This window comes from Pseudochelatococcus sp. (genome assembly GCF_050946405.1).
Classification (GTDB): domain Bacteria; phylum Pseudomonadota; class Alphaproteobacteria; order Rhizobiales; family Beijerinckiaceae; genus Pseudochelatococcus.
Genome location: NZ_JBMNUS010000002.1, coordinates 484,990 through 506,901, shown reverse-complemented (window position 1 = coordinate 506,901; position 21,912 = coordinate 484,990). Strand labels below are relative to the sequence as shown.

Sequence of the window (21,912 nt, the reverse complement as noted above, 5' to 3'; positions counted from 1 at the left end):
GGGCGTCGTGCGTGACGTTTCCGGCGGAGCGCTTTCCTTGGCGGAGGCGGGCGCGGGCGCATCGGCAAGATGGGCCGCCGGTCTCGTTCAACTTCTGGAAGCGCCCATCCTCATGCCTGCCGTTCATCCCCGTCTTGCCCTTGCCGGCATCACCAGGCGATTCGGCGCGGTGGTGGCGAACGAGGATGTTTCGTTCTCGGTCGAACCCGGCGAGATTCATGCGCTTGTCGGCGAGAACGGCGCGGGCAAGAGCACGCTGGTGAAAATCATCTACGGCCTGCTGCGGCCCGATGCGGGCGTGATTCGCTGGGACGGCGCGGTCGTGAGCCCCGGCGATCCGCGCGAGGCGCGGCGGCTGGGCATCGGCATGGTGTTCCAGCATTTTTCGCTGTTCGACGCCTTCACGGTGGCGGAAAACATCGCGCTCGGTCTCGACGGCGCACAGGATCGGCGCGGGCTTGCGCAGCGCATCGCCGCCATATCCGACAGTTACGGCCTGCCGCTCGATCCCGGCCGCGTCGTCGGCACGCTCTCCATGGGCGAGCGCCAGCGCGTCGAGATCGTCCGCTGCCTGTTGCAAGGTCCGCGCCTGCTCATCATGGACGAGCCGACATCCGTGCTCACTCCGCAGGAGGCGGAAGTGCTGTTCGGCACCCTGCGGCGGCTGGCGGACGAGGGCTGCTCCATTCTCTATATCAGCCACAGGCTGGACGAAATCCGGGCGCTGTGCCGGCGTGCCACCGTGTTGCGGGCGGGAAAGGTCGTCGCGACCTGCGATCCCGCCCGTGAGACGGCCCGGTCGATGGCGGAAATGATGATCGGCACGCAGTTGCGCGCCGTGAAGCGGACGCCGCGCGCGCCCATGCCCGATGCGGTTGCGCGTCTGTCGGTCGCGGGGCTGGAACGCCCGGCGGAACAGGCTTTCGGCGTGGCGCTGCGGGATATCCGCTTCGCGGTGCGGCCGGGCGAGATTTTCGGCATCGCCGGTATCGCCGGCAACGGGCAGGACGAATTGATGGAAGCGCTGTCAGGCGAGTGGCGCGCGCCGGGCGCCGCCGTGATCGCCGTCGACGGGCAGCCGCTCGGCGATCGGGGGCCGCAGGCGCGCCGCCGCGCGGGCTTCCATACGCTGCCGGAGGAGCGCAACGGCCATGCCGCGGTGCCCGGCATGAGCCTTGCCGCCAACACGCTGCTGTCGGCGCGCCATCGCCGGGACATGACGCGCGCGGGTATCGTCAGCCGCGCCGCCGCGCGCGAGTTCGCGCGCCGGATCGTGTCGGCGTTCGATGTGCGCACCTTCGGCGTCGATGCGCCGGCGGCGAGCCTGTCGGGCGGCAACCTGCAAAAATTCGTCGTGGGGCGGGAGGTGCTGCAAAACCCCGCCGTGCTCGCCGTGGCGCAACCGACATGGGGCGTCGACGCGGGCGCCGCCGCCGCGATCCGCGGGGCGCTTGCCGATCTCGCGCGCGAAGGCGCGGCCATCGTGGTGATCTCGCAGGATCTCGATGAACTGCTGGCGCTGACGGACCGGATCGCCGTCATCAGCGGCGGGCGGCTGTCGCGGGTGCTGATGACGGCGGATGTGACGGCGCAGGAGATCGGCCTGCTGATGGGCGGCGCGGACGGGGGCAGGCGCGATGCGGCTTGAACTCGTTCGCCGGCCCGACAATCCGTGGATTGCCGTGGCTTCGCCGCTGCTGGCGGTGGCGCTCACCGTCGCCTCGGGTTTTGCGCTGTTCGCGCTGCTCGGGCTCGATCCCGGGCGGACGCTGTATGAATTTCTCGTCGCGCCGCTGACGAGCTTCCAGAGCCTGACGGAACTCGGCGTGAAGGGCGCGCCGCTGGCGCTGATCGCCACCGGGCTCGCCATCGGCTTTCGCGCCAATGTCTGGAACATCGGCGCGGAGGGGCAACTCGTCGCCGGCGCCATTGCCGCGGGCGGCGTGGCGCTGGCGTTCTGGAACGAGACGGGCTGGTGGATCCTGCCGCTCATGGCGTTGGCGTCGGTTGCCGGCGGCATGGCCTGGGCCGCCATTCCCGCGTTTCTGAGGACGCGCTTCGGCGTCAACGAAATCCTCACGAGCCTGATGCTCACCTATGTGGCCACGCTGATCCTGCAAATGCTGGTGTTCGGACCGTGGAAGGACCCGGACGGCTTCAACTACCCGCAAACGCGGCTCTTTTCGGAATCGGCGCTGTTGCCGGTCCTCATCGGGGGCACGCGGCTGCATGTCGGGGCGCTCGTGGCGCTCGTCGCGGCCGCCGTGGCGTGGTTCGTGATGACGCGGACGACGATCGGCTTCGAGATCGCGGTGATCGGCGACGCGCCGCGGGCGGGCCGTTTCGCGGGTTTCGATGCGCGGCGCATGGTTTGGCTGGCGTTTCTGGTCGGCGGCGGCGTTTCGGGGCTTGCGGGCGCGTTCGAGGCGGCGGGGCCGATCGGGCAGCTCGTGCCGGTGCTCACGCCGGGTTACGGCTTCACGGCCATCATCGTGGCGTTTCTCGGCCGCCTCAGCCCGCCCGGCATCGTGTTCGCCGCGCTGCTGATGGCGCTCACCTACATCGGCGGCGAAAACGCGCAGATCGCCGCGGGACTGCCGCAAGCGGCCACGGGCGTGTTTCAGGGCATGCTGCTGTTCTATCTGCTCGCGACGGACGGCCTGTTGCGCTTCCGCGTCCGGCTGGCGAGGGCGGCATGATCGAACTCGTCATCCCGATCATGGTGGCCATCGTCAGCGCCGCGACGCCGCTGCTGCTGGCGGCGACGGGCGAAATCGTCGCGGAGCGCGCCGGCGTGCTCAATCTCGGCATCGAGGGCATGATGCTGATGGGGGCGATGGCCGGCTTCGCGGCGGCGCTCGTCACGGGGTCGCACGCCGCCGGCATCGCGGCGGCGGCGCTGGCGGGGGTGCTGACGGCGCTGGTGTTCGCCTTTCTCACGCTGACGCTCGCCGCCAATCAGGTGGCGGCGGGGCTGGCGCTGACCATTTTCGGCATCGGCCTTTCCGCGCTCGTCGGCGCGCCTTATGTCGGCCAGCCGGTGCCGGCGCTGCCGAAACTCGCCGTTTCCGGCCTGTCGGATCTGCCGGTCGCGGGGCCGCTGCTGTTCGGCCACGATGGCCTCGTTTACCTGTCGGTCGCCATGGTGGCCCTCGTGTGGTGGTTTTTCAACCGCACGCATGCGGGGCTGAAACTGCGGGCAGTCGGGGAATCGGCCCAGGCGGCGCATGCGCTCGGCCATCCGGTCGTCGCCATCCGCTACGCCGCGAGCCTGTTCGGCGGCGCGATGGCGGGGCTGGCGGGGGCCTTCCTTTCGCTCTCCTACACGCCGATGTGGATGGAGAGCATGACGGCCGGGCGCGGCTGGATCGCGCTGGCGCTGGTCGTGTTCTCGACGTGGAAGCCGTGGCGGGCGCTCGTGGGCGCTTATCTGTTCGGCGGCGTCGGCATTTTCCAGCTCCATGCGCAGGGCGCATGGGGCCTGCCGTCGGAAGTATTCTCGATGCTGCCTTATCTGGCCACCGTCGCGGTGCTGACCGTCATCAGCGCGCAGGCGCGGCGCGGCGGAATGGGAGCGCCTGCGGACCTCGGCAAGCCTTTTCGCGCGCCCTGCTGAGACGCGGTGCCCGAATTAACGCCATCGCATATGAAGCTTTGCCGTTCAAAGCGGGCGCGAAATTCTCTATAAATCAAGGCGATAGATTCTCGCTTCCGAAAGGAAACACGATGTCGGAATTTTCCCCGTTTTCCCTGTCGCGGCGCGCGGCGATCCTGGGCGCCGGCGCGACGGCTCTGGCCGGAAGCCGGGCGGCCTTCGCCGCCGATCCGCTCAAGGTCGGCTTCGTCTATGTCGGGCCGATCGGCGATCACGGTTACAGCTATTCGCACGATCTCGGCCGCAAGGCGGTCGAGGAGGCTTATGGCGATCGCGTCAAGGTTACTTTCGTCGAGAACGTGAACGAAGGCCCGGACTCGGAGCGGGTCATCCGCCAGCTCGCCACGGCCGGCAACGGCCTGATCTTCGCCACCTCCTTCGGCTTCATGCAGCCGACCATCCGCGTGGCGCGCCAGTTCCCCAAGGTCGCCTTCGAGCACGCCACCGGCTACATGACGGCCGCCAACGTGGGCATCTACAACGGCCGCTTCCACGAGGGGCGGGCGGTGCTCGGCACCATCGCGGGGCTCGTGTCGAAGTCCGGCGTCGTCGGCTATGTCGCCTCGTTCCCGATTCCCGAAGTCATCATGGGCATCAACGCCTTCATCCTCGCGGCGCGCAAGGTGCGGCCCGATCTGACGGTGAAGGTGATCTGGCTGAACTCGTGGTACGATCCGGGCAAGGAAGCGGACGCCGCCAAGGCGCTGATCGACGGCGGCGCCGATGTCATCGCCCAGCATGTCGACAGCCCCGCCGCCATGCAGGTGGCGGAGGCGCGCGGCGCTTTCGCCTTCGGCCAGGCGAGCGACATGTCGCGCTTTGCGCCGAAGGCGCATCTCACCGCTATCGTCTATGACTGGGCGCCCTATTACAAGGAGCGCGTCAGGCTGGTGCTCGACGGCGCGTGGAAGTCGGATGACACGTGGTGGGGGCTCAAGCAGGGCCTGATCAGGATTGCTCCCTACAACGAGTCGCTGTCCGAGGACGTGCGCAAGCAGGCCGATGCCGTCAAGGACGCCATCGCGGCCGGGACGCTGCACCCCTTCACCGGGCCGGTGAAGGACCAGAAGGGCGATGTGCGCATCGCGGCCGGCGAAACCATCAGCGACGCCGACCTGCTGAAGATGGACTGGCTCGCCGAGGGCGTGCAGAGTTAGAGCGGCGTACATTCAAGCGGAATCGTCACGCCGCTCTAAATTTTATACTTTACCGCAGCTTGCATTCAATTCGATGGATCGATTTGAACGCAAACTGCTATAGAGCGCGTTCCGATCAAACGGGCTGCCGCCGCCTCATTCACCGGCGAGAGTCGGCGGCGGGGCCTCCCGCTCCGCCGCGGGCTCGACAGGCGTCCGTTCGCTCACCGCCCGCCAGCGTGTCAGCAACGCGCGCAGCACGGCGGGTTTCAGCGGTTTGTGCAGCACGTGCACCCCGGCCGCTTCCGCCTGTTGCCGCACGGCCGGCGACCTGTCGGCGGTGAGCAGGATGGCCGGCACCTGGCGGCGCAGCCGCGCGCGCAACACCGCGATGGCGGCGAGCCCGTCGCCCTGGTCGAGGTGATAATCGGCGATGATCACTTCCGGCGAACGCGGGCTGCGCGCCAGCTTGTCCAGCGCCGCGTCCAGCCCTTCCGCGGTCGTGATGGCGCAGCCCCAGCCGCCGAGCAACTGACGCATTCCGTCCACGATGGTCGGTTCGTTGTCGATGGCGAGAACGTCGAGCCCTTCGAGTCCGGTCGCCGGCGTCACGGCGGGCGGCGCTTCCCGCGTCTCGGGCGCGACGGCTTCCGCCAGCGGCACCGTCACCATGAAGACGGTGCCCTTGCCGGGCTCCGAGCACAGGGAAACCGGATGGTTCAGCACGCGGCCGATGCGCTCGACGATGGACAGGCCGAGCCCCAGCCCGCGCGCCACCTTCGCGCCCTGCTGAAGGCGCTGGAACTCGCGGAAGACGAGATGCTGCTGATCGGCCGGGATGCCGAGGCCGGTATCCCACACCTCGATGCGCAGGTGGCTGCCGCGCCGGCGCGCGCCCACGAGCACCCGCCCCGAGGGCGTATATTTGATGGCGTTGGAGACGAGGTTTTGCAGCAGCCGCCGCAGCAGCCGCCGGTCGGAGCGCACGGTGAGCGCCGGGGCGACGACCCGCAGTTCCACGTTCTTTTCCCGCGCATCCATGCCGAACTCGCGCTGAAGACGGTGCAGAAGCTCATCGATACGCAGGCTGGTCATTTCCGCCTGCATGACGCCGCCGTCGAGGCGCGAGATATCGAGAAGCGCCGTCAGTATTTCCTCGACGGCGTCGAGCGACGCCTCGATGTTTTCGGCGAGCGCCGCATTATGCGCCTTGCGGTCGCGTTCCACGAGCGATGTCGCATAGAGACGGGCGGCGTTCAGCGGTTGCAGGATGTCGTGGCTCGCGGCCGCGAGAAAGCGGGTCTTCGAGGCATTGGCTTCCTCGGCCTCCGCCTTGGCGCGGGTAAGGGCGAGATTGAGCTGGGTCAGCTCCTCCGTGCGCTCGCGCACGCGCTTTTCAAGCGCCTCCTCTTCCGCCGCCGCCTCGGTGATGTCCGTATAGGTCGTCACCACGCCGCCATCCGGCAAATGATTGGAGCGCACCTCGATGACGCGGTTGGCCGGATATAGACGCAGACGCGCGGGCTCGACGTCGTTGACGAGGCTCGCCAGCCGCGCCGTGACGAGATCGTCCGCCTTGCCCGGCCCATAGGAGCCGCGTTCGGCATTGTAGCGCAGGATTTCGTCGATGCCGACGCCGAAGCGCACGAGATGCGGCGGCAGGTCGTATAGATCGCGATAAGCGCGGTTCCAGCCGATCAGCCGCAGGTCGCGATCGAGGATGGTGATGCCCTGCCGGGCATGGTCGAGCCCGTGCTGGAGAATGTCGCGGTTGTACTGGATGGCGGCGGAGGCGTCGTCCAGCAGCCGCAGGGCATCGTGCGTGGAAAGATTGCGCCCGCGCAGCAGCAGCGACAGCACCAGCCGCGACGAGGATGCGCCGATGGCGGAGGCGAGCAGATGTTCCGCATAGCGCAACAGGTGGATGTCGGCCTCGCCGGAGGTCGGCCCGCCGCGGTGGGCGGAAAAGCTTTCGAAGGCGCGTTCGGCGCGTTCGCGGCCCAGATAACGGGCGACGACGCCCCTCAGGTCTTCCACGGACACCGGCGAGCGGCGTAGCCAGAACGTCTGCACGAGGCCGAGCGGCGCACCGTCCGAGCCGACGAACACATTGGCCTGCAACCGCTCCAGCGCGGTTTCGGGGCGCAGCAGCGAGAACACGACATAGGCGGCGAGGTTCACCGACAGGCTCCACAGCACGCCGTGCGTGAGCTCGGGCAGGTCGGTGCCGAAAAGCGCCGTCGGCCGCAGGGCCTCGATGGCGAACGGCCCCTGCGCCACGAAAGTCGCCCAGTCGCTGTTGTCGCCGGCAAGGCCGCTGTTTCCGGCGAGGCTCGGCAGCAGCAGCGTGTAGGCCCAGGTCAGGAAGCCGGCGATCAGCCCCGCGCTCGCGCCGAGCGCCGTGCCGCGCCGCCAGACGAAGCCGCCGACGAAGGCCGGGCCGAGCTGCGCGATGGCGGCGAAGGACAGGAAGCCGATCGACGCCAGCGCCGCTTCGCCCGAAACCCGGTAATAAACGTAGGCGAGCAGGATCACGATGACGATGGAGCCGCGCCGCACGAGCAGCACGAAGCCGCTGAGATCGCCCGTGTTGTGCGTGTTGGCGCGCGCCCGCCGGCGCAGGATGAAGGGAATGACGAGATCGTTCGAGATCATGATGGCGAGCGCCACCGAATCGACGATCACCATCGCGGTCGCGGCCGACAGCCCGCCGATGAAGGCGATCAGCGCCATTCCGTGCGCGCCCGCCGAGAGCGGCAGCGCCAGCACCGTCATGTCGGGGTCGACGGCATCGCCCGTGAAGGTCGCCTGTCCCGCGAGCGCCAGCGGCAGCACGAACAGGTTGATGGCGACCAGATAGAGCGGGAACATCCATGCCGCGCGGCGCACGTCCGAGATGTCGCGGTTCTCGACGATGGTCATGTGGAACTGGCGCGGCAGCAGCATCGCCATGCTCAGCGCCAGCAGCGTGAGCGTCAGGAACGTGACGGGGCTGGATGTCCGATGCTGGATATCGCTGCCCGGATACGCGACCGTCGCCCGCGCGAGGATGTCTCCCACGCCGTCGAACATGACGTAGGTGACGAAAACGCCGACCGTCAGGAACGCGACGAGCTTGACGAGCGACTCCAGCGCGATGGCGAGCACCAGCCCGTCCTGATGCTCCGTGGCGTCGACGTGGCGGGTGCCGAACGCCACCGCGAAGACCGCGAGCACGGCCGCGACGACGAAGGCGAGATCGACGCCGAGCGCCTCCGGCGGCAGAAAGGAGATATCCGGCGCCGCTTCGAGAAAGACCGTAAGAGATGACGATACAGCCTTGAGTTGCAAAGCGATATAGGGAATGACGCCGACGGCTGCGATCAACGTCACCAGCACCGCGACGCGGTCGTTCTTGCCGTAGCGGGCGGCGAGGAAATCGGCGATGGAGGTGATGTTCTGCGTCTTGGCGAGTTCCACCACCCGCGCGATGAAGCGGAAGCCGAGGCCGAGCAGCAGGACGGGGCCGATATAGACGGTGAGGAAGTCGAGCCCCGACCGGCCGGCGAGCCCCACCGAGCCGAAGAAGGTCCACGAGGTGCAATAGACGGCGAGTGTCAGCGCATAGATGCTGGAACGCGCGCCGCCGCCCATCAACCGCCGGCCGAACGTGTCGCCCGCATGCGCCACCGCGAACAGGCCGCACAGGTAAATGAGGGCAACGATGACGACGACCCAGGCAGCCATGTTCTACCAACCGGGTTTCACGGCGGCCAGCCTTCGGTCGGCCAGTTGCGTGAGGTGTGGATCACGCGGAGAATGAAAACGATCTCCTGATCTGCAACGGCGTGCAATTCGTAGGCGATGACATAAGGCAGACGGGTGACGGATTTTTCATACATGCCTGTGACGCGGCCCGGCCTGCCGGTAGGGAAGTCACCAAGCGCGTTCCCGGCCGCCTCGATCGCATCAACAACTTTGTCGGCCGCGGCCGGATTATCGCTCGCGATATAGCGGAGGATGGAGAAATAGTCGCTCCGTGCCTCCTTTGACCAGATGATCGGCCTCACTTGAAGCCGGCCATCTTCTTTGCTTCGGCAACGATCTGGCGTGCCTCGGCCATCACCTGCTCATGCGGCACGGTGCGCCCGGCCCTGACATCCGCCATGCCGCGCTTGATGCCCTCGACGATCTCAAGCTCGTGATCCAGATAGGCGGAGAGCGCCTCATCGGCAAGGGCGGCCGGGCTGCGGCGCGTGTCGGCGGCGAGCCGGTCCAGCTTTTCCTTGACCTCCGGCCGGATGTCGATGGTCATGGATGTCGTGGTCGCAGCGGCGGACATGGTTCGAAATCCCCACATGAAACAACGGGCATTATGCCACGCCTGCCGTCAATCGTCCATTTTCAGCGCGGCGATGAAGGCTTCCTGCGGAATCTCGACCTTGCCGAACTGGCGCATGCGCTTCTTGCCTTCCTTCTGCTTGTCGAGCAGCTTGCGCTTGCGCGAGACGTCGCCGCCGTAGCACTTGGCGGTCACGTCCTTGCGCAGCGCCCGGATGGTCTCGCGCGCGATGATCTTGCCGCCGATCGCGGCCTGCACAGGGATCTGGAACATGTGCGGCGGGATCAGCTCCTTGAGCTTCTCGCACATGGCCCGCCCGCGCGCCTCCGCCCGCGTGCGATGCACCAGCATGGCAAGCGCGTCCACCGGCTCGGCGTTGACGAGGATCGACATCTTGACGAGATCGCCGGTGCGGTACTCGGTGATCTGGTAATCGAAGGAGGCGTAGCCTTTCGAGATGGATTTCAGCCGGTCGTAGAAATCGAACACCACTTCGTTGAGCGGCAGGTCATAGACCACCATGGCGCGCTTGCCGACATAGTTGAGGTCGACCTGCTCGCCGCGCCGGTCCTGACAGAGCTTGATGATGGCGCCGAGATAATCGTCCGGCGTCAGGATGGTGGCGCGGATCCACGGTTCGGCCACTTCCTCGATCGCCATCACGTCCGGCATGTCGGCCGGGTTGTGCAGGTCGAGCGACGAGCCGTCGCGCATCTTGAGCTGGTAGACGACCGACGGCGCGGTGGAGATCAGGTCGAGATTGAACTCGCGCTCCAGCCGCTCCTGGATGATTTCGAGATGCAGCAGTCCGAGAAAACCGCAGCGGAAACCGAAGCCGAGCGCGGCCGACGTCTCCATCTCGAAGGAGAAGCTCGCGTCGTTGAGGCGCAGCTTGCCCATCGCCGCGCGCAGATCCTCGAAGTCGGCGGCGTCGACCGGGAAGAGGCCGCAGAACACGACCGGCTGCACGGGTTTGAAGCCGGGCAGGGGCGCCGCGCAGGGGCGCCGGTCCTCGGTGATGGTGTCGCCGACGGCGGTGTCCGCCACCTCCTTGATGGAGGCGGTGAGATAGCCCACCTCGCCGGGGCCGAGCGCGTCGACGGGCGTCATCTTGGGGCGGAACACGCCGACGCGCTCCACCTGATAGGTGGCGCCGGTGCCCATCATGCGGATGGTCTGGCCCTTCTTCAGTTGGCCGTCGACGATGCGCACCAGCACCACGACGCCGAGATAGGCGTCGTACCAGCTATCGACCAGCAGCGCTTTCAGCGGCGCGGTCTCGTCGCCTTTCGGCGGCGGCAGACGGGCGACGATGGCCTCCAGCACGCCCTCGATGTTGAGGCCGGTCTTGGCGGAAATCTCGACGGCCTCCGAGGCGTCGATGCCGATCACTTCCTCGATCTGCTCCTTCACCCGCTCCGGCTCGGCGGCGGGCAGGTCGATCTTGTTGAGGACGGGCACGATCTCGTGATTGGCGTCGAGCGCCTGATAGACGTTGGCGAGCGTCTGCGCCTCGACGCCCTGCGAGGCGTCGACCACCAGCAGCGAGCCCTCGCAGGCCGCGAGCGAGCGCGAGACCTCATAGGCGAAGTCGACGTGGCCGGGCGTGTCCATCAGGTTCAGGATATAGGTCTTGCCGTCCTGCGCCTTGTATTCCAGGCGCACGGTCTGCGCCTTGATGGTGATGCCGCGCTCGCGCTCGATATCCATGCTGTCGAGCACCTGCTCCACCATGTCGCGATCGGACAGGGCGCCGGTCGTCTGGATGAGACGGTCGGCGAGCGTCGACTTGCCATGGTCGATATGGGCCACGATCGAGAAATTGCGGATGTTGTCAAAGCTGTGCGCAGTCATGGCAACGCCATATCAGCCCGCGCGTCCGCCGCCAAGTGGCACGAGGCCCGACTCACGGAATAAATGGATTCGCCCCCGCCGCCGGGGATTTCCGCGCATTCGGCACCTTGACTTGACGGTCTCGCGGACTAGTTTGTCGCAACTCCAGATCGCCCCGCGAGCCGCCGAAAAGCATGATCACGCCCGATACGCACGACCCCCTTCATCCCGCCCGCTCCTTTCAGGGGCTGATCCTCACCTTGCAGCGATTCTGGGCGGCGGAGGGCTGCGTGATTCTCCAGCCCTACGACATGGAAGTGGGCGCGGGCACCTCGCATCCGGCCACCATGCTGCGCTCGCTCGGGCCCAAACCCTGGAAGGCAGCCTACGCCCAGCCCTCGCGCCGGCCCAAGGACGGGCGCTATGGCGAGAACCCCAACCGCCTCCAGCACTATTACCAGTTCCAGGTCATCCTGAAGCCGAACCCGCCGGATTTGCAGGAGCTTTACCTGCGCTCGCTGGGAGCCATCGGCATCGATATGCGCGTCCACGACGTGCGCTTCGTCGAGGACGATTGGGAAAATCCCACGCTCGGCGCCTGGGGGCTCGGCTGGGAATGCTGGTGCGACGGCATGGAGGTGAGCCAGTTCACCTATTTCCAGCAGGTCGCCGGCATCGAGTGCCAGCCGGTCTCCGGCGAGCTGACCTACGGGCTGGAGCGTCTGGCCTGCTATCTCCAGAACGTCGAAAGCATCATGGACCTCAACTTCAACGGCCGCGACGGCGCGGAGAAGGTGACTTACAGGCAGGTGTTCCTGCAAGCCGAGCAGGAATATTCCCGCTACAATTTCGAGTACGCGAACACGGAGGCGCTGTTTCGCCGCTTCCGCGAGGCGGAGGAGGAATGCCGCGCGCTGCTCGACAAGGGCGCCACGGAAGACGGCCGTCATCTCATGGTGCTGCCGGCCTATGACCAGTGCCTCAAGGCGGGGCACGCCTTCAACCTGCTCGATGCGCGCGGCGTCATCTCGGTGACGGAGCGCCAGAGCTACATCCTGCGCGTGCGCGAACTTGCCAAGGCGTGCGGCGCGGCATGGCTGCAAACGGAAGGTGGCGGCGCGGCCTGACGCGCCTCACCATTCCCGCACCCGATCCGAATACAGAAAAGCCGCGACCGATGCCCGACCTGCTTCTTGAACTCCGCTCCGAGGAAATCCCCGCCCGCATGCAGCGCAAGGCGGCCGAGGACCTGAAAAAACTCGTCACCGACGCGCTCGTGGAGCACGGCCTGGTCTATGAGGGAGCCGTGGCGCACGTCACGCCGCGCCGCCTCGCGCTCCATGTCGCCGGCCTGCCCGCCCGCCAGCCCGACATCGACGAGGAACGCAAGGGGCCGCGCGTCGGCGCGCCCGAGGCCGCCGTGCAGGGCTTTCTGAAAAGCGCCGGGCTCGCTTCCATCGATGAGGCGACCGTCGTCGCCGACCCGAAGAAGGGGGAGTTCTACGTCGCCCGCCTGCGGCGCGAGGGGCGCGAGACCGCCGCGGTGCTCGCCGACATCATCCCCGCCGTGGTGCGCGCCTTTCCGTGGCCCAAGTCCATGCGCTGGGGCGACGCCTCGCGCGAGCCGGGCAGCCTGCGCTGGGTGCGGCCGCTGCAATCGATCCTCTGCACATTCGGCCCGGAGACGGAACTGCCCGATGTCGTGCCGCTCGACATCGACGGCCTGCGGGCGTCCGACGTCACGGTCGGCCATCGCTTCATGTCCGACGGGCTCATCCTCGTGCGCCGCTTCGACGATTATGTCGCCGCCCTCGAAAAGGCGCATGTCGTGCTCGACCTCGACGAGCGCAAGCGCCGCATCCTGGCGGACGCCAACACGCTCGCCTTCGCGCAGGGACTCGATATCGTTCCCGACGAAGGGCTGCTGGAAGAAGTCGCGGGCCTTGTCGAATGGCCGGTGGTGCTGCTCGGCAGCTTTGACGAAGCCTTCCTCGCGGTGCCGCCGGAGGTCATCCGGGCGACTATCCGTGCGAATCAGAAATGCTTCGTTCTCAGAGAGGCTTCCACGGACAAGCTCGCAAACCGCTTCATTCTCGTCGCCAATATCGAGGCATCGGACGGCGGCGCGGCGATCGTGGCGGGTAACGAGCGCGTGGTGCGCGCGCGCCTGTCGGACGCGCGCTTCTTCTGGGAAACCGACCGGAAGCCGCTGCCGGAGTTCGCCGGCAGCGCGCTTTCGCCGCTCGATCAGCGGCTGGAGCGGCTGAAGGCGCTCAATATCGTCTTCCATGAAAAGCTCGGCACACAGGCGGCGCGGATCGAACGCATCGGCCGGCTTGCAAGCTTCCTCGCTCCGCTCGTCGGGGCGGACGCGGCGCTGGTGGCGCGCGCGGCGGCGCTCGCCAAGGCCGATCTCGTCACCGAGATGGTCGGCGAATTTCCCGAGTTGCAGGGGCTGATGGGCCGCTATTACGCGGCGGCGCAGGGCGAGGATGCGGCCGTCGCGGCCGCCGTCGAGGAGCACTACAAGCCGCAAGGGCCGTCCGACACGACGCCTTCCGCGCCGGTCTCCGTGGCGCTGGCGCTCGCCGACAAGCTCGACACGCTTGCGGGCTTCTGGGCCATCGATGAAAAGCCCACGGGCTCGAAGGACCCGTTCGCGCTGCGCCGGGCGGCGCTCGGCGTGATTCGGCTCGTGCTGGAAAACAACCTCCGGTTGCCGCTCGCGACGCTGCTCGATACCGCCTTCGAGGCGCTGCCGGTGAAGGCGGACAAGGCGGCGGCGATCGCGGATCTTCTGTCCTTCTTCGCGGACCGGCTCACCGTTCACCTGCGCGACAAGGGCGCGCGGCACGATCTGATCGCCGCCGTGTTCGCGCTCGGCGGGCAGGACGACCTGCTGCTCGTCGTGCGCCGTCTAGAGGCGCTGGCGCGCTTTCTGGATACGGAGGACGGCGCCAACCTGCTGGCCGGCTACCGGCGCGCCGCCAATATCCTGCGCATCGAGGAGAAGAAGGACGGCCGCACCTATGATGGCGGGGCCGACGTCGCGCTGATCCTCGCCAGAGGGCAGGATGAGGAACGGGCGCTGGTGGAGGCGCTGCGCCTCGCCCGCGCGGAGGCGCATGCGGCGATCGCCCGCGAGGACTTCGCGGCGGCCATGCGTTCGCTCGCCGAGCTGCGCCCGGCCGTCGACGCCTTCTTCGAGGCGGTGACGGTGAACGCCGACGACGGCGACCTGCGCGCGAATCGACTGCGGTTGCTCGATGCGCTTCGCACCGCGATGCATACGGTCGCCGATTTCGGCGTGACAGGCGGTTGAGACGATGCGATGAAACGCGATCGCCGACACGTTTCGGATGGCGTGAATGCGCGTGCAACGTGTCCGGCATCGTTCTTTAAGCATATTCCACTAGATATCGCATTGCATTTTGCGCGCGAATGCGCCAAGCGTCTTGAGCCCGATTTCGCATCCGGGTTATTGCGGACGCGGAAACGTTCTCTGGTGGACCGGCGCACCTTGCAGGCCATGCCGTTTCTGTCCGCATGCGGGCGGGCGGAGGTCCGCGGGCCGGCGCGCCGCGCGGCAGGTCGCGGGAATGGCCGTTCGCCCGGACGGGATTGCCGTACCGGCGTGGCGGTCGTTCCGCTCGAAGCGGGATGGAGCTTGGCGGCACCGGCGTCGGATGTCGTTGCGCGCCGTTCCTTTGTTGAGGCACATCACCTTCCGGGAGTTCCCGCGTATGCGGCGAGTCCGGGATCATGCTCTAAAAGGCGAACGCCAAATGACGAAATGGGTCTACACATTCGGTGACGGTCAGGCTGAAGGCGCGTCTCACATGCGCAACCTGCTCGGCGGCAAGGGAGCCAACCTTGCCGAAATGGCCAACCTGGGTCTGCCTGTTCCCCCCGGCTTCACCATCACGACTGATGTATGCACCTACTACTACGAGAACGGCCGGAGCTATCCGCCGGATCTCGAGCAGGCCGTCGAGGAGGCCCTGGCGCAGATCTCGCGCCAGACCGGCAAGGCGTTCGGCGATGCCGGCAATCCCCAGCTCGTTTCCGTGCGCTCGGGCGCGCGCGCTTCCATGCCGGGCATGATGGACACCGTGCTCAACCTCGGCCTGAACGACGATGCGGTCTCCGCCGTCGCCGCCGCCGCGGGCGACGAGCGCTTCGCATGGGACAGCTACCGCCGCTTCATCAACATGTACGGCAACGTGGTGCTCGACGTCGCCCATCATCACTTCGAGGAAGTGCTCGAAGTGTACAAGGAGCACAAGGGCGTCGAACTCGATACGGAACTGACCGCCGCCGACTGGCGCGAACTGGTCAAGCGCTACAAGGAAATCGTCGAGCGCGAGACCGGCAAGCCCTTCCCGCAGGACCCGAAGGAGCAGCTCTGGGGTGCCATCGGCGCCGTGTTCGGCTCGTGGATGAACGCCCGCGCCATCAAGTATCGCGAGCTGCACGATATTCCCGCGAACTGGGGCACGGCCGTGAACGTGCAGGCCATGGTGTTCGGCAACCGCGGCGAGACCTCCGCGACGGGCGTCGCCTTCACGCGCAACCCCTCCACCGGCGAGCGGGAACTCTACGGCGAGTTCCTCATCAACGCCCAGGGCGAGGATGTCGTCGCCGGCATCCGCACGCCGCAGGACATCACGGAAAAGGCCCGCGTCGCCTCCGGCTCCACGCGCCCCTCGCTGGAGACGGCATTGCCGGACGCCTATGCGGAGCTCGTGCGCATCTACAAGCTGCTGGAGAGGCATTACCGCGACATGCAGGACCTCGAATTCACCATCGAGTCCGGCAAGCTGTGGATGTTGCAGACGCGCAACGGCAAGCGCACGGCCAAGGCGGCCCTGAAGATCGCCGTCGATCTCGCCGCCGAGGGCCTGATCACGCAGGAAGAGGCCGTCGCCCGCATCGAGCCCGGCGCGCTCGACCAGTTGCTGCATCCCACCATCGATCCCAGGGCGGAGCGCAAGGTGCTCGCCACCGGCCTGCCGGCCTCGCCGGGCGCCGCGTCGGGCGAGATCGTGTTCACGTCCGAAGCCGCCGAGGAAGCGAAGAAGGCCGGCCGCAAGGTCATCCTGGTGCGCGCCGAAACCTCGCCGGAAGACATCCACGGCATGCACGCCGCAGAGGGCATCCTGACGACGCGCGGCGGCATGACCTCGCACGCCGCCGTGGTGGCGCGCGGCATGGGCAAGCCCTGCGTGTCCGGCGCGGGCTCGGTGCGCGTCGACTATGCGGCGGGCACGCTCTCGTCGGGCGGCGTCACGCTGAAGGCAGGCGACATCCTCACCATCGACGGTGCCACCGGGCAGGTGATCGCCGGCGAGGTGAAGATGCTGGAGCCCGAGCTGTCGGGCGAATTCGCCACGCTGATGGGCTGGGCGGACGCCGTGCGCCGCATGAAGGTGCGCGCCAACGCCGAGACGCCGCATGACGTGCGGACGGCGCGCAACTTCGGCGCCGAGGGCATCGGCCTGTGCCGCACCGAGCACATGTTCTTCGACGCCAAGCGCATTGTCGCCGTGCGCGAGATGATCCTCGCCGACGACGAGGCTGGCCGCCGCGCGGCGCTTGCCAAGCTGCTGCCCTATCAGCGGCAGGATTTCGTGGAGCTGTTCACGATCATGCAGGGGCTGCCGGTGACGATCCGCCTGCTCGACCCGCCGTTGCACGAGTTCCTGCCGCATACCCAGGAAGAGATCGGCGAAGTCGCCGAAGCCCTCGGCGTGCCGTCGGACAAGCTGACCACGCGCGCCAATGCGCTGCACGAGTTCAATCCGATGCTCGGCTTCCGCGGCGTGCGTCTGGCGATCCTCTATCCCGAGATCGCCGAGATGCAGGCGCGCGCCATTTTCGAGGCCGCTTCGGAGGTCTCGAAGACGACGGGGCAGGCCGTGAAGCCCGAGGTCATGGTGCCGCTCGTCATGACGAAGGCCGAACTCGATCTGACCAAGACGCGCATCGACGCCGTGGCGAAGGCCGTGGCGCAAGAGACGGGCGTCACGCTGGACTATCAGGTCGGTACCATGATCGAGCTGCCGCGCGCGGCGCTGCGGGCCGGCGACATCGCGCAGACGGCGGAGTTCTTCTCCTTCGGCACCAACGACCTGACGCAGACGACGCTCGGCATCAGCCGTGACGACGCGGCGACCTTCCTCGGCGATTACACCGCGAAGGGTATCCTGTCGTCCGATCCTTTCGTGACCATCGACCGCGAGGGCGTGGGCGAACTGGTGGCGCATGCCGTGGCGAAGGGCCGGGCCACCCGTCCCGATATCAAGCTCGGCATCTGCGGCGAGCATGGCGGCGATCCCGCCTCCATCGCCTTCTGCGAGGAAACCGGCATCGACTACGTGTCGTGCTCGCCCTACCGCGTGCCGATCGCCCGTCTCGCCGCCGCGCAAGCGGCGCTGAAGACGAAGGCCGAAGGGCAGGCGTGATCCGCGTTTCCGAAGGTTCTTCGCTTCTTCAGCCGTAGACAAAAGCCGGAGCGCCTCCAAATCCTGAAAAACGGGCCCCGTCATCGTTTCGGCGATGGCGGGGCCCGTTGCTTTTGCCCCGTTGCTTTTGCGCGTTGCGTTTCCCGATTTGGCGCGCTCTTAACCAAGCCTCAACCTTGACGAACGATAACCATAATCATCGTTTGCCGAGTTGAGTGACGAGTCGATGCGCCGACGCAAATCAGGACTGATCTGGGCTTTCGCCACCGCCGCTCCCTGGGCGCTGGCGGGCGGCATGCTGATTTCCTTCACCGCCACGGCGGGGCAGGATGTGAGTTCCGGCATCAGCTTCGCGGGTGTGAGCCGGGGCCTGGCGCTCACGGCGGCCGATATCGTGCCGGGCAACACCCGCGCCACCGCCACCATGATCGGCCTGCCGGCGCTCGATCTCGGCGATGCCCTGCGGCCGGTGCCGCTGGTGCGCGGCGACGTCGCCGATGCGCAGGCGCAGGCGCCGCGCGGCGAACTGAAGCGCTATCCCGGCGCGTGGCCGGAAATCGCCCGCGGCCGGAAAGGCGACCCGCTTCGCGGCGTCGCGCCCACGGTCAGCCGGCAGGGGCATCAGGCGGCGCGGGCGCGCGCCACCGAAAGGCAGGCTTTTCTCGGGCGCGACATCCGCCTGTTGCCGCCGACGCTGCTCATGGAGGGCTCGACCGAAATCCCGACCGTGGAAGACATGTGGGGCATCGAGCCGCTGACGGAGGAAGAGGCGGCGGCGACCCGGCTGGCCATCGCCCCGCGCACGACGCCCGCCTATGTGCGGGCCGGCGGCACGGTCATCTTTCTGGGCGACGGCGCGACGCCGCCGTCGCCCGCCGCGCAGGCGCTCGCCTCCGTCACGCCCGCGCCCGCAGATGCCGTGCCGGTGGAGATCGCGGCCGTGCCGCTGGCGCTGCCGCCCGACATGGCGCTCGATCTGCTGACGCGCCGCGAGCCCCTGCCGCCGCGCACGACGATCATCGCCCGCACGCCGTCGCAGGAATCGCAGCCCCGCTATGCCGACCTGCTCAACGCCGACAACATGCGCAGCGAAGCGCGTTGCCTCGCTGAAGCCGTCTATTTCGAGGCGCGCGGCGAGTCCGAAGCCGGGCAGGCGGCGGTGGCGCAGGTGGTGCTGAACCGCGTGAAAAGCGGCCTTTACCCGAAAAGCGTCTGCGGCGTCGTCTACCAGAACCGCCACCGCTTCAAGGCGTGCCAGTTCTCCTTCGCCTGCGAGGGGCGGTCGCTGCGCATCAGCGACCGGCGCTCGTGGAACGTGGCGGTGCGCGTCGCCGAGGGCGTGGTCGCCGGAGAGATGTACAACGCCGAAGTGGGCGGCGCGACGCATTATCACGCCGATTACGTGCGCCCCTTCTGGGCCAGCAAGCTAAAGAAGATGGACGTCATCGGACGCCATATCTTCTACAAGCTGCGCCCCGGCCAGACGTGACGGGCCGGGGAAACCGGACGGCGCGGACGCGCCGCGATCGTCTTGCCCCGCGATGCTCTCGCCTTCCAGAAACGGCCGCAGGCGCGTGATTTCGGCGGCGATGTAATCGAGGAAGGCGCGCACCCGCACCGAGCGGCGCAGATCGGGATGGGTGAGCAGCCAAAGGCTGGTGGAGAATTCCGGGTCGGGCGGCGTCAGCCGCCTGAGCCCCGGCTTCGTGTCGGCGATGAAGCAGGGCAGCGGCCCGATGCCGATGCCCGCTTCCACCGCTTCCGCCAGCCCCAGCACGCTGTTGACGCGATAGACCAGCCGGCCGGAAGCGGCCGCCGCATGCACGTAGCGCACGGCTTTCATGGCGCCGAAATGATCGCTCATCGTCAGCCAGTTGCATTGCGCCAGATCCGCTTCGCCGGGCGATGAACCGTCGAAATCCGCCCGCCGCCCGTAGACGGCCCAGGCCATCGCGCTCAGGCGCCGCCCCACCAGCGTCTCGGGCGGGTTGTCGGTGGCGCGGATGGCGACGTCCGCATCCCGCTTGGAAAGGTTCAGCGGCTGGTTCGCGAGCAGGATCTCAAGCTGTATGTTGGGATATTCCGCGCGGAAGCCGGCGAACAGCGGCGTGAGAAGATGCAGCAGCAGCGTGTCGCTCGTCGTGATGCGCAACTCGCCGGAGGGCGAATGCGAGCACCCCATCAGCAGCCGCCCCAGCGCCGCAACGTCGTCCGACCAGCGTTCGGAAATGGCGAGCATCTCCTCGGCGGGCGGCGTGGGCGTGTAGCCGGAGCGGTGGCGCTCGAACAGCTTCACCCCGATCAGCGCCTCCAGATTCGCCAGCCGCCGGAAAACGGTCGAATGGTTGACGCCGAGCGCATCGGCGGCGCCGGTCAGCGAACCCGTCGTGCAGATGGCGCGCACCAGCCTGAAATCGTCCCACGACATCCGCATGATGAAGTCACGGGAGGCCAGGATGTCATGCCCGTTCTGGCGCGGTTGCTCCACCTCGTGCTCCTGCGCGGGAATCATCTTCGCTTGCATCGATGCAAGGATCATTCTGCACAGACAGGGCTCGCCCTGTCACCCCGAAAAGGTCATGGTGTGTCCATCCAGTCCTGAAACAGAGATCGACACAGGAGATCGACCCATGGCTGCCAAGGTTCTCGTCCTCTATTACTCGACTTATGGCCACATCGAATCGCTCGCCTACGCCGTCGCCGAGGGCGCTGCGTCCGAGGGTGCGGAAGTCGTCGTCAAGCGCGTGCCCGAGACTGTGCCGGAAGAAATCGCCCGCAACGCGCATTTCAAGCTCGACCAGAAGGCGCCCGTCGCCACCGTCGAGGAACTGGCCGATTACGACGCCATCATCTTCGGCGCTCCCACGCGTTTCGGCGTGGTTGCTTCGCAGTTGCGCGCCTTCATCGACCAGACCGGCGGCCTGTGGGCCAAGGGCGCGCTGATCGGCAAGGTCGGCGCCGTGTTCACCGCTTCGGCCACCCAGCACGGCGGTCAGGAATCCACCATTCTCACCTTCCTGCCGACGCTGCTGCATCACGGCTTCGTCATCGCCGGCCTGCCGTACTCCTTCGGCGCGCAGACGACGCTCGACGGCATCGTGGGCGGCTCGCCCTACGGCGCTTCCACCATCGCCGGCGGCGACGGCAGCCGCCAGCCGACGCAGATCGATCTGGACGGCGCGAAGTTCCAGGGCGCGCATGTCGCGAAGCTCGCGGCGAAGCTGAAGGGCTGAGGCCGGCGTTAGAGCGGCGTGCATTCAAGTGGAATCGTTACGCCGCTCTAAGTTCTATATTTTACCGCAACTTGCATTCAATTCGATGGATCGGTTTGAACGCAAACTGCTCGACAGATCGATGGAGCGGCGGCGCGATTCTCTTTGAACGCCTGTCACCTCATCGGTATCATGCGGGGCCGGCCGTCGTGCCGGCCTTTACTGTTCCGGCGTTCCCTGCGGGCGCGGGGCGGCGGCGCGCTTCAGCCGGTCGTTGATCGCCTCGCCGAGCCCCACGCCCGGAACCGGCGCGACCGCGATGCAGGCGATGCCCGGCCGGTCGAGCGCGCGAAGGGATGCGAACAGCCGCGCCGCTGCCTGCCCGAGATCGCCGCTCTCGCTGAGATTGACATGGGCCGCCGCCTGCTCCGTCCCCGGCAGGGGGGCGCCGAACAGCAGGGCCGCCTCGCCGGGCGCGATGGCGTTCGCGTTCAGGCGCACGCGGGCGCGGGGCGCGTAATGCGAGGCGAGTTGCCCCGGCGCCACGGGCGCGGCGGTGTCGGCGGAACGGGGCTCGTCGATGGCGAAGCCGAGAACGGCCGCGATGGTCTCGCGTGTCACGCCGCCGGGACGCAGCAGCGCCGGCCGCGCGCCGACACAGGAAACGATGGTCGATTCCACGCCGACATCCGTCGTGCCGCCATCGAGAACGGCGGCGATGCGGCCGTCGAGATCGGCGAGCACATGCGCCGCGCAGGTGGGGCTGACGCGCCCCGAGCGGTTCGCGGAAGGAGCTGCGACCGGCCGGCCCGTTTCCGCCAGCAGCGCGCGCGCAAGCGGGTGGGACGGCACGCGCAGCGCCACGCTGTCGAGCCCGGCGCCGGCCAGATCGCTGATGGCGCAGCCGGCGGATTTCGGCACGACGAGCGTCAGCGGTCCCGGCCAGAAAGCGCGCGCCAGCCGCTCCGCGGCGTCGTCGAAGCGCCCGTCGCGCGCGGCGCTGTCCCGGTCCGGGTAATGCGCGATCAGCGGATTGAAGCGCGGCCGCTCCTTCGCCGCATAGATACGCGCGACCGCCTCGCCCGAGGTCGCGTCCGCGCCGAGGCCGTAGACCGTTTCCGTCGGGAAGGCCACGAGTTCGCCCGCGCGCAGCAGTTCCGCCGCACGGGCGATGCCCGCCGGCGTCGGCGGCAGCAGCAGGGTGGGCGATTCGCGGAAAGGCGGCGTCATCGGAACCGGGCAAACGCGGGATGGGGCGGAGCAGGGCGGCGGCATGGAAGAGCCGGATGCG

At 67.7% G+C, this 21,912-nt stretch carries 15 protein-coding genes; 9 read left to right on the top strand and 6 right to left on the bottom strand.

Translation table 11 applies throughout. The features are described from left to right. The first annotated feature begins 37 nt into the window (after positions 1 to 37). The 4 genes from ACOYJQ_RS05930 to ACOYJQ_RS05915 all read left to right on the top strand — a co-directional run bounded on the left by ACOYJQ_RS05930 (position 38) and on the right by ACOYJQ_RS05915 (position 4,812). Complete coding sequence (locus tag ACOYJQ_RS05930) at positions 38 to 1,648, top strand: ABC transporter ATP-binding protein (protein ID WP_433457080.1); 1,611 nt, start codon at positions 38 to 40, stop codon at positions 1,646 to 1,648. Then, positions 1,638 to 2,699 (top strand): ABC transporter permease, encoded by a 1,062-nt coding sequence (locus tag ACOYJQ_RS05925; protein WP_433457079.1) that lies wholly within the window; start codon positions 1,638 to 1,640, stop codon positions 2,697 to 2,699. Before ACOYJQ_RS05930 ends, ACOYJQ_RS05925 begins: the two co-directional genes overlap by 11 nt. Next, a complete protein-coding gene (locus ACOYJQ_RS05920; RefSeq protein ID WP_433457194.1) occupies positions 2,699 to 3,616 on the top strand; it encodes an ABC transporter permease in 918 nt (305 codons plus the stop codon). Before ACOYJQ_RS05925 ends, ACOYJQ_RS05920 begins: the two co-directional genes overlap by 1 nt. Positions 3,617 to 3,750: 134 nt before the next feature. Further along, positions 3,751 to 4,812, top strand: coding sequence for a BMP family ABC transporter substrate-binding protein (locus ACOYJQ_RS05915; protein WP_433457193.1), 1,062 nt, complete (start codon positions 3,751 to 3,753; stop codon positions 4,810 to 4,812). A 135-nt stretch (positions 4,813 to 4,947) separates the two neighbouring features. Here the strand turns inward: ACOYJQ_RS05915 and ACOYJQ_RS05910 are convergent, their stop codons facing one another. From ACOYJQ_RS05910 to lepA, 4 genes are read right to left on the bottom strand one after another with little or no spacing between them, the layout of a single operon-like run. Beyond that, a complete protein-coding gene (locus tag ACOYJQ_RS05910) occupies positions 4,948 to 8,517 on the bottom strand; it encodes a PAS domain-containing hybrid sensor histidine kinase/response regulator (protein WP_433457077.1) in 3,570 nt (1,189 codons plus the stop codon). 17 nt (positions 8,518 to 8,534) lie between these two features. Further along, complete coding sequence (locus ACOYJQ_RS05905) at positions 8,535 to 8,840, bottom strand: type II toxin-antitoxin system RelE/ParE family toxin (protein WP_433457076.1); 306 nt, start codon at positions 8,838 to 8,840, stop codon at positions 8,535 to 8,537. Then, positions 8,837 to 9,112 carry a CopG family ribbon-helix-helix protein gene (locus tag ACOYJQ_RS05900; protein ID WP_433457075.1) on the bottom strand — a complete coding sequence of 92 codons (276 nt, stop codon included), beginning with the start codon at positions 9,110 to 9,112 and terminating at the stop codon, positions 8,837 to 8,839. Before ACOYJQ_RS05900 ends, ACOYJQ_RS05905 begins: the two co-directional genes overlap by 4 nt. A 48-nt stretch (positions 9,113 to 9,160) precedes the next feature. Continuing rightward, on the bottom strand, positions 9,161 to 10,966 hold the full coding sequence (lepA, locus tag ACOYJQ_RS05895) for a translation elongation factor 4 (RefSeq protein WP_433457074.1): 1,806 nt from the start codon (positions 10,964 to 10,966) through the stop codon (positions 9,161 to 9,163). A gap of 173 nt (positions 10,967 to 11,139) precedes the next feature. On the opposite strand from lepA, the gene ACOYJQ_RS05890 reads away from it, so the two are divergent. The 4 genes from ACOYJQ_RS05890 to ACOYJQ_RS05875 all read left to right on the top strand — a co-directional run bounded on the left by ACOYJQ_RS05890 (position 11,140) and on the right by ACOYJQ_RS05875 (position 18,898). Next, positions 11,140 to 12,072, top strand: coding sequence for a glycine--tRNA ligase subunit alpha (locus ACOYJQ_RS05890; RefSeq protein ID WP_433457073.1), 933 nt, complete (start codon positions 11,140 to 11,142; stop codon positions 12,070 to 12,072). Positions 12,073 to 12,122: 50 nt separating this feature from the next. Then, a complete protein-coding gene (gene glyS / locus ACOYJQ_RS05885; RefSeq protein WP_433457192.1) occupies positions 12,123 to 14,267 on the top strand; it encodes a glycine--tRNA ligase subunit beta in 2,145 nt (714 codons plus the stop codon). Between the two features lie 463 nt (positions 14,268 to 14,730). After that, positions 14,731 to 17,409 (top strand): pyruvate, phosphate dikinase, encoded by a 2,679-nt coding sequence (gene ppdK, locus ACOYJQ_RS05880; protein WP_433457071.1) that lies wholly within the window; start codon positions 14,731 to 14,733, stop codon positions 17,407 to 17,409. Between the two features lie 226 nt (positions 17,410 to 17,635). Beyond that, entirely contained in the window at positions 17,636 to 18,898 is a 1,263-nt protein-coding gene (locus tag ACOYJQ_RS05875) for a cell wall hydrolase (protein ID WP_433457070.1), read from the top strand. Here the strand turns inward: ACOYJQ_RS05875 and ACOYJQ_RS05870 are convergent. Next, a complete protein-coding gene (locus tag ACOYJQ_RS05870; RefSeq protein ID WP_433457069.1) occupies positions 18,836 to 19,933 on the bottom strand; it encodes a LysR family transcriptional regulator in 1,098 nt (365 codons plus the stop codon). The two genes, ACOYJQ_RS05875 and ACOYJQ_RS05870, sit on opposite strands and share 63 nt — an antisense overlap. Positions 19,934 to 20,039: 106 nt before the next feature. On the opposite strand from ACOYJQ_RS05870, the gene wrbA reads away from it, so the two are divergent. After that, the gene (gene wrbA, locus ACOYJQ_RS05865) at positions 20,040 to 20,642 is read left to right on the top strand and encodes an NAD(P)H:quinone oxidoreductase (protein WP_433457067.1); all 603 of its coding nucleotides are present in this window, start codon (positions 20,040 to 20,042) and stop codon (positions 20,640 to 20,642) included. A 198-nt stretch (positions 20,643 to 20,840) separates the two neighbouring features. On the opposite strand, the gene ACOYJQ_RS05860 is transcribed toward wrbA, so the two are convergent. Then, complete coding sequence (locus tag ACOYJQ_RS05860) at positions 20,841 to 21,851, bottom strand: L-threonylcarbamoyladenylate synthase (protein ID WP_433457066.1); 1,011 nt, start codon at positions 21,849 to 21,851, stop codon at positions 20,841 to 20,843. Positions 21,852 to 21,912: the final 61 nt, after the last annotated feature.

Bases quoted from the DNA above. Each gene is read 5' to 3' on its own strand.
- ACOYJQ_RS05910 (WP_433457077.1), bottom strand. From the start codon at position 8,517: ATGGCTGCCTGGGTCGTCGTCATCGTTGCCCTCATTTACCTGTGCGGC.
- glyS (WP_433457192.1), top strand. From the start codon at position 12,123: ATGCCCGACCTGCTTCTTGAACTCCGCTCCGAGGAAATCCCCGCCCGC.
- ppdK (WP_433457071.1), top strand. From the start codon at position 14,731: ATGACGAAATGGGTCTACACATTCGGTGACGGTCAGGCTGAAGGCGCG.
- wrbA (WP_433457067.1), top strand. From the start codon at position 20,040: ATGGCTGCCAAGGTTCTCGTCCTCTATTACTCGACTTATGGCCACATC.
- ACOYJQ_RS05925 (WP_433457079.1), top strand. From the start codon at position 1,638: ATGCGGCTTGAACTCGTTCGCCGGCCCGACAATCCGTGGATTGCCGTG.
- ACOYJQ_RS05870 (WP_433457069.1), bottom strand. From the start codon at position 19,933: ATGCAAGCGAAGATGATTCCCGCGCAGGAGCACGAGGTGGAGCAACCG.
- lepA (WP_433457074.1), bottom strand. From the start codon at position 10,966: ATGACTGCGCACAGCTTTGACAACATCCGCAATTTCTCGATCGTGGCC.
- ACOYJQ_RS05860 (WP_433457066.1), bottom strand. From the start codon at position 21,851: ATGACGCCGCCTTTCCGCGAATCGCCCACCCTGCTGCTGCCGCCGACG.
- ACOYJQ_RS05875 (WP_433457070.1), top strand. From the start codon at position 17,636: ATGCGCCGACGCAAATCAGGACTGATCTGGGCTTTCGCCACCGCCGCT.
- ACOYJQ_RS05890 (WP_433457073.1), top strand. From the start codon at position 11,140: ATGATCACGCCCGATACGCACGACCCCCTTCATCCCGCCCGCTCCTTT.
- ACOYJQ_RS05900 (WP_433457075.1), bottom strand. From the start codon at position 9,112: ATGTCCGCCGCTGCGACCACGACATCCATGACCATCGACATCCGGCCG.